This window comes from Amycolatopsis sp. NPDC041971 (assembly GCF_055588925.1).
Genome location: NZ_JBVJCE010000014.1, coordinates 224,781 through 225,140, shown reverse-complemented (window position 1 = coordinate 225,140; position 360 = coordinate 224,781).

Here is a 360-nt window from a genome sequence, read left to right as displayed (position 1 = left end):
CTGGGTGGGCTGTTTTTCTTTTTCTGTTGGGGGTCCTGGGTTTTTCTTCCCCCCCCCACCCCCCCCCCCCCCCCCACGACCCCTCGACCGATACGAGGATTGACCGCTCAGCGCGTGCCGGGTGTCGACGATGTAGGTATCGGGACACTCAACGTCCCGATACCTACATCGTCGAGGGCTTTCCGGCCCCGGTCGGTCCACACCCGAAACCCTCCCCGCCCACACTTCACCCAGCACGAACCCAAAGCGCTAGCGGGGCGCCCTGGGTCACCGGGCTCGGGGGGGGGGGGGGGGGGGGGGGGGGGGGGAGCGGGAAAAGGAGCACCGTCCAACAGAGAGAAAAAAGCAAGAAGGCAAGAG